5 protein-coding genes are annotated in these 6,828 nt (G+C 67.2%); 2 read left to right on the plus strand and 3 right to left on the minus strand.

Going from position 1 to position 6,828, the window contains the following annotated elements:
- Positions 1 to 450 (plus strand): M10 family metallopeptidase C-terminal domain-containing protein (locus VXL81_RS08525; RefSeq protein WP_416553786.1); only part of this gene is annotated, 450 nt, incomplete at its 5' end.
- 95 nt (positions 451 to 545) lie between these two features.
- On the opposite strand, the gene VXL81_RS08530 is transcribed toward VXL81_RS08525, so the two are convergent.
- Positions 546 to 2,732, minus strand: a complete 2,187-nt coding sequence (locus VXL81_RS08530) for a calcium-binding protein (protein ID WP_416553788.1) — start codon at positions 2,730 to 2,732, stop codon at positions 546 to 548.
- A gap of 278 nt (positions 2,733 to 3,010) precedes the next feature.
- Between VXL81_RS08530 and VXL81_RS08535 the strand changes: the two genes are divergently transcribed.
- A complete protein-coding gene (locus VXL81_RS08535) occupies positions 3,011 to 4,279 on the plus strand; it encodes a DUF2793 domain-containing protein (protein ID WP_416553790.1) in 1,269 nt (422 codons plus the stop codon).
- Between the two features lie 16 nt (positions 4,280 to 4,295).
- Here VXL81_RS08535 and VXL81_RS08540 read toward each other — a convergent pair whose 3' ends face one another.
- Positions 4,296 to 5,717 carry a mannose-1-phosphate guanylyltransferase/mannose-6-phosphate isomerase gene (locus VXL81_RS08540; RefSeq protein WP_416541041.1) on the minus strand — a complete coding sequence of 474 codons (1,422 nt, stop codon included), beginning with the start codon at positions 5,715 to 5,717 and terminating at the stop codon, positions 4,296 to 4,298.
- 126 nt (positions 5,718 to 5,843) lie between these two features.
- Positions 5,844 to 6,828, minus strand: a 985-nt coding sequence (gene fcl, locus VXL81_RS08545) for a GDP-L-fucose synthase (RefSeq protein WP_416549205.1), incomplete at its 5' end; no start/stop codon positions are given.

Raw genomic sequence — 6,828 nt, forward strand, 5'->3', positions numbered from 1 at the left:
CTTGAGAACAATGTCGCCATGGCCGCCGCGGTCCAGGTAGACGGGCGCACCGTCAACCTGATCGAGGACGCCTGGGGCGGGGCTGGTGATGACCTGCTGATCGGCAATGAGGCCGCCAATACGCTGGTCGGCAACGCCGGGCGTGACACGCTGAAAGGCGGCGCCGGGCAGGACAGGCTGGAGGGCGGCGAGGGCAATGACCGCATGGCAGGAGGCCAGGGCGCCGATGTCTTTGTGTTTTCGCAAGGGGCCGATGTGGTGATTGATTTTCAGGCCGAAGATCGCATCGACATGTCCGCCGCCACCGGGGTGCTGGATTTTGCCGATCTGCGCGAGGATCACCTCGAGATCCGCAACGCCGATCTGGTGATCCGGGATGACAACGGCTGGTCCCTGACCCTGCAGAACACCGCGTTCGAGGATCTCAGGGCGGATGATATCCTGTTCTGAGGGCCCGGCCCGTCAAGCTCTGAGCAGGTTCCGGGCACGTCCGGGAACCTGCTCTTGGAGCGGCCCTCTGCCTATTTCCGACAGCCGATAGCGGATCAGAAGATAAAGTCATCCGCCGTCAGGTCTGCGGCGATCTGATCGAGCAGCAGGATCTCCCCCGCCCCGGTCTGGATCAGCGTATCCTCGCCCTGCTGCTGCAGGCGCAGATCCCCCAGATCCTCGGCGATGCCCGCCCGCGCCAGACGTCCAAGGTGGATCACATCCACTCCTTGCGTGAAATCGCGGATCCTGTCGCTGCCGTGGCCCGCCCCAAAGACAAAGACATCGGCACCCTGGCCGCCCACCAGAAGATCATTGCCGCCGCCGCCATCCAGCGTGTCATTGCCCTTCTGGCCAAACAGCTTGTCCCGGCCGCTCTGGCCCAGCAGCCGGTCGCCCTGGGCACCGCCGCGCAACAGGTCGTTCTGGCCGCCGCCGCGCAGCAGATCCGCATCGGATCCGCCCAGCAGCCGGTCGCCGCCGCGTCCGCCATCCAGCGTGTCACGGCCGGCCCCGCCCACCAGAAGATCGCGCGCGCCCTGCCCCAGCAGCACGTCATTGCCCGCCTCGCCGCGCAAACGGTCGCCGCCCTGACCGCCCAGCAGCCGGTCATGGCCCGCATCGCCCCAGAGACTGTCGCGCCCGTCGCCACCCAGCAGCGTGTCATTGCCCCCCAGCCCGTTGATCTGATCGCCGACGCTGCGCGCAGCAATCCGGTCGGCGCCGCCGCTGCCATAGCGCATCGGATCCGGTGCCTCTGCGGGGGGCAGCATCCGGTCGGCAAAGACAAACCCCCCGGCAAAAAGATCCGCCGCATCCAGACTGCCGCCATCGGCGCTTTGCACCACAACCTCGGTGCGGCTGCCATCCGCTGCCTGATGGGTGATCACGGCGCCATCGCTGCGGCTGCGGATCTGCAGCCCATCCAGGCTGCGCAGCCCGTCAAACCCCGACAGATCCAGACTGTCCTGCCCGGTCTCGAAATCACTGATGCGCAGGCTGCCCCTGCGCCCCTCCTCGGCCGGGCGCAGCACGAAGACATCCGCCCCCGCGCCGCCGCTCAGCACTGCACCGATGCCGCCCGCCAGCACATCCGCCGCGCCGGTGCCGCTGATCCGGCCGCCGACAGTGGTGATCACATCGCCCAGCTCTGCCAGCGGCAGGGTGAACTGCGACAGCCCCTCGGCCGTGCCGGAGCTGGCAAAGATCTGCAGGTCCCCCCCCACCACCGCCGCCGCCAGCGCGGTGACATTCTCCAGCCCCAGCCCGGCCTCGCCGGCATTGCTGGCATGGGCGAGGCTCGTGACATGCACCAGCTGGCCCTCCGGCAGGATCCGAAACAGCGCCAGCCCGTCGTCGCTGCCCGCCGCCAGCACCAGCATCTCGCCGGCGACCTCGACCACCTCCAGCGCGGTGACCCCGCCAAAACGGGTGGCGGCGGTGTCCAGCACATGATCGCGCAGGCTCATCTGACCATCGCGCCCCAGCGCAATCAGGCTGAGCGAACCGCTGCCCGCCGCCGCAACCACCGCCCAGCGGCTGCCAAAGGCGGTGAAGCTCTCCAGCGCGGTGGGTTCCGCCAGACCCAGCCCATCCGCCGCCCCCAGACTGTCCGCCACGCTCAGCGCGCCATTGTCGGGATCCACCCGGTAGCTCTGCACCCCCTGCTCCATGCGATCCGCCAACAGCAGCAGCTGCGCGCCGCCGCCCAGATCCGCCAGCTCCAGCGCCACCGCGCCGGGGCGGTCATAGGCCGCCGCGCCGCCCGCCTTGGCCACCTCCGCGCCGCCCGCCCCCAGCTGCCAGCCGCTCAGCCGACCATTGGCCAGCCCGTAGACCACCGATCCCCCGCTGCCCAGGCTGCCAACCACCGTGGCGTCCAGCCCCGCAGCCCCCGCCCCCGGCAGGCTGTCCTGCTGCTGCGCCGACAGCTGGCCATTGCCGCCGATCTGATGAAACGCCAGGGCGCTGCGGGTGCTGCCCTCGACCAGCAAACGCGTCTCGCCGCCGATCTCGGCCAGGGTCGCCTCGCCCCCCGCCAGCCCCAGCGCGCGATGATAGACCGTATCGCGCAGAACCGGCGTGCCGCCTCCCAGGCTGTAGCTGGCAATGCCGCCATTCAGCCCGCTGACCGCAAACAGCTGCACCGCGCCATTGGCGCCCTGATGGATTTCCAGATCGCGCAGATCGCTGTCCAGCAGCAGATCATTGGCTCCGAACCGTCCTGCAAATCGTAGATCCATCTGTGTTGCTCCCGCGCTACCTGATCACCAGACCCGCCGGAGTTGCATTTCCGGGGGCAGGATCAGCCTCACGGGGAGAGGCGGCGGCAGAGCGGACGGGAATGGGGCAGAAACGCGGCTATTGTTTACATATTGAAGACAATCCCCACGGTCAGGCGCGGAGGAAACAGTCGCCCCCCCGCAAAAGGGGTGTTGCAGAGCGGGCGCGCGCCCCCTTAGGGGCCGGGTGATCCGACTGGGGCATTCTGGCGCCATCCCCGCGATCAGGAGCCGCCAGAATGCCAGACATCACCCCAGACACCCTGCCCCAGACCACCCCTCTTCTTGCCCTGCCCTACCTGATGCCCGCCCAGGCGCAGAAACATGTGACCCATAACGAGGCGCTGCGCATGCTGGATGCGCTGGTGCAGCTGCAGCTGGAGGCCATTGACGCCACCACCCCGCCCGCAAACCCGGCCGAAGGTGCGGCCTATGGGCTGGCCGACAGCCCGGCCGATGCCTGGGCCGGTCAGGGCGGGCGGCTGGCGATCTGGCAGGATGCCGCCTGGCAGTTCCTGACGCCGCAGCCCGGCTGGCGCGCCTGGGTGCCGGCGGATCAGGCGCTGCGGGTCTGGGATGGCACCCAATGGCAGCTGCCGCCGCTGAGCGGCGACCGGCTCGACCGGCTGGGCATTGCCACCGATGCCGATGCCACCAACCGCCTGTCCCTGCGCAGCCCCGCCAGCCTGCTCAGCCATGATGGCGGCGGCCATCAGCTGAAGATCAACAAGGCCTCGGGCAGCGATACCGCCAGCCTGCTGTTTCAGTCGAACTGGACAGGCCATGCCGAGATGGGGCTGGCGGGCAATACCGATTTCACCGTGAAACTCTCTCCCGATGGCAGCAATTGGGAGGCCGCCATGGTGCTGAAATCCGCCAATGGACGTGCCGGCTTTGGCACCTATGATCCCGGTGCCCGTCTGGAGATCAGCGGCGATGACAGCACGCTTCTGGCGCTCACCGCGACGGGCAGTTCGCAGGATTATCTGACCGCCGGCGATGGCAGCGGCGCGATGTTCCGCCTGGCCCAGAATGGCAATGGCTATTGCGATGGCGCCTGGACCGGCGGTGGCGCGGATTATGCGGAATTCTTCGAATGGGAGGATGGCAACCCGGACGGAGAAGACCGGCGCGGCCTCGCGGTGGTGATGGCGGGTGACCGGATCCGCGCCGCAAGCCCCGGCGAGACGCCGATCGGGGTGATTTCCACAACCCCGTCGATCCTCGGCAATGACGACGGCGGGCGCTGGCAGGGTCGCAGCCTGCGCGATGGCTTTGGCGCCATGCTGCGCGATGCCGGCGGCGCGCCCTGCCTCAACCCGGCCTATGACCCCACCCGCCCCTATCGCAGCCGCGCCGAACGTGCGGAATGGGCCATGGTCGGGCTTCTGGGCCGGCTGCGCCTGCGCACAGGCCAGCCCACCGATCCCCGCTGGATCCGCCTGCGCGCCCTGCCCGCCAGCCAGGACACCCCCGCCGAAGGGCTGGAGGAATGGCTGATCCGTTAGCCAGGGCAGGCGGTTGTCACTTGCGGGCGTAGATATCCTCGTAGCGGATGATGTCATCCTCGCCGAGATAGCTGCCGGTCTGCACCTCGATGAGGACCATCGGCACCTTGCCGGGGTTCTCCATCCGGTGCACCGCGCCCAGGGGAATATAGACCGACTGGTTTTCGCTCACCAGCTGTACCCTGTCATCCACCGTCACCTTGGCGGTGCCTTCGACCACGATCCAATGTTCCGAACGGTGGTGATGGCTCTGCAGGCTGAGCGCCGCGCCGGGGTGGACATGGATGCGTTTCACCTGGAACCGTTCGCCCACCACCAGGCTCTCAAACCAGCCCCAGGGCCGGTGATCCTTGGGGAAGGCCTCGGCCTGGCGGGCGGATTTCGCCTTCAGCGCGCTGACCGCCTGTTTGACGTCCTGCGCGCGGGAGGCATGCGCAACAAGCACCGCATCGGGCATTGCCACGGCAATCACGTCTTTCAGCCCGATGCCGACAACCTCCAGCCCGTCATCCTCCGAGCGCAGCAGGCTGTTGCTGCACTCAATGGCGGTGGCGCGGCCCTGGGTGACAATGCCATCGCCATCCGGCCCGCTTTCGCGCCAGACCGCATCCCAGCCCCCCAGATCGGACCAGCCGCCCGCATAGGGCACCACGGCGAGATTCTCTGCCCGCTCCATCACCGCATAGTCGATGGAGATATCCGCGGCCCCGTCCCAGGCGTCCGGGTCCAACCGCAGAAAGCCCAGATCCGGCTCCCCCTGCTCCACGGCGCCCTGCACCGGCGCCATCAGATCCGGCGCATGGGTCTCAAAGGCGGCGATGATCGCCTTCACCGAGAACAGGAAGATGCCTGCGTTCCACAGGAACTGACCGGAGGCCAGCATATCCTCGGCGGTGGCCAGATCCGGTTTCTCGACAAAGCGTTTCAGGCCGATCACCTTGGGGCTGAAATCACCGGGATCGCCATCCAGTTCGAGATAGCCATAGCCGGTCTCGGCCCGGTCCGGTTTGATCCCGAAGGTGACCAGCTGGCCTGCCCGCGCCGCCGGTTCCGCCGCCGCCACCGCCGCACGAAAGGCCGCCGCATCGGGCACCACATGATCCGAGGGCGCCACCAGCATCAGCCCGTCAGGATCGCGCGCCCGCAGCCAGAGGGCCGCCGCCAGCACCGCAGGCGCGGTGTTGCGTCCCGCCGGTTCGATCAGGATGGCGCCCGGATCAATGCCCGCCTCCGCCAGCTGTTCGGTGACAATGAAGCGGAAATCGGAATTGGTCAGCACCATCGGAGCCGCAAACCCCTCGCCCGACAGGCGCAGGGCGGAGGCCTGAAACAGCGTGGTCTCCCCGACCAGGGGCACAAATTGCTTTGGGTAGCTTTTGCGCGACAGCGGCCACAGCCGTGTGCCCGAGCCGCCGCACAGAAGAATGGGGGTGATCATGAGCTGTCCCTTTCCGACCGGTCTGCGGGTCTTAGTCTGACCTGTTTGAGGCAAATGTCTGCCCATTTTTCAGGCCATCTCCCTGTCTTTTCTGGGCCTTTTTTGCGGCGATGGCCAGCGGGCTGGTCATTTGCTGCGCAACCGCTCCGGATCCTGCTGCAGATACCACGCATAGGTCTGGGCAATCCCGTCGCGCAGCGCAATCTCGGCCTGCCAGCCCAGCCGGGCCAGCCGCGAGACATCCATCAGCTTGCGCGGGGTGCCGTCGGGCTGCTCCGGGTTGGTCCGGATCTCGCCGTCAAAGCCCACCACCCCGGCCACCATCTCGGCCAGCTCCAGGATCGAGATATCCTGCCCGCAGCCGACGTTGATATGGCTCAGCATCGGGCTGGTTTCGCGCTGGTAGGTCGCCGGGTCCAGATCCAGCACAAACAGCGAGGCCGCCGCCATGTCATCCACATGCAGGAATTCGCGCCGCGGCGTGCCGGTGCCCCAGATCGTCACATGATCCTCGCCCGCCCGCACCGCCGCATCAAAACGGCGAATGAGCGCCGGCAGAACATGGCTGTTTTCGGGGTGGAAATTGTCGCCCGGCCCATAAAGATTGGTCGGCATCACCGAGCGGTAGTCGCGACCATATTGGCGGTTGTAACTTTCGCAGAGCTTGATGCCCGCGATCTTGGCAATGGCATAGGGCTCATTGGTGGCCTCCAGCCGATCCGTCAGCAGCGCCGCTTCGGCCATCGGCTGGGGGGCATGTTTGGGATAGATGCAGCTGGATCCCAGCTGCAACAGCCGCTCAACCCCATGCTGATGGGCGGCATGGATCACATTGCATTCGATCATCAGGTTTTCATAAATGAAATCCGCCGGATAGGTGTTATTGGCATGGATGCCGCCCACTTTGGCCGCCGCCAGCACCACCTGATCGGGGCGTTCTGCGGCAAAAAATGCCTGCACCATGGCCTGATCGGTCAGATCCAGCTCGGCGCTGGTCCGAGTGATCAGCTGGATGTCGTCTCCGGCCGCGCGGCGCGCCTGCAAACGGCGCAGGATGGCGCCCCCCACCATGCCACGGTGGCCGGCCACATAGATTTTCACAGCGCTGGTG

This window comes from Phaeobacter sp. JH204B, assembly GCF_048055755.1.
Classification (GTDB): domain Bacteria; phylum Pseudomonadota; class Alphaproteobacteria; order Rhodobacterales; family Rhodobacteraceae; genus Phaeobacter; species Phaeobacter bryozoorum.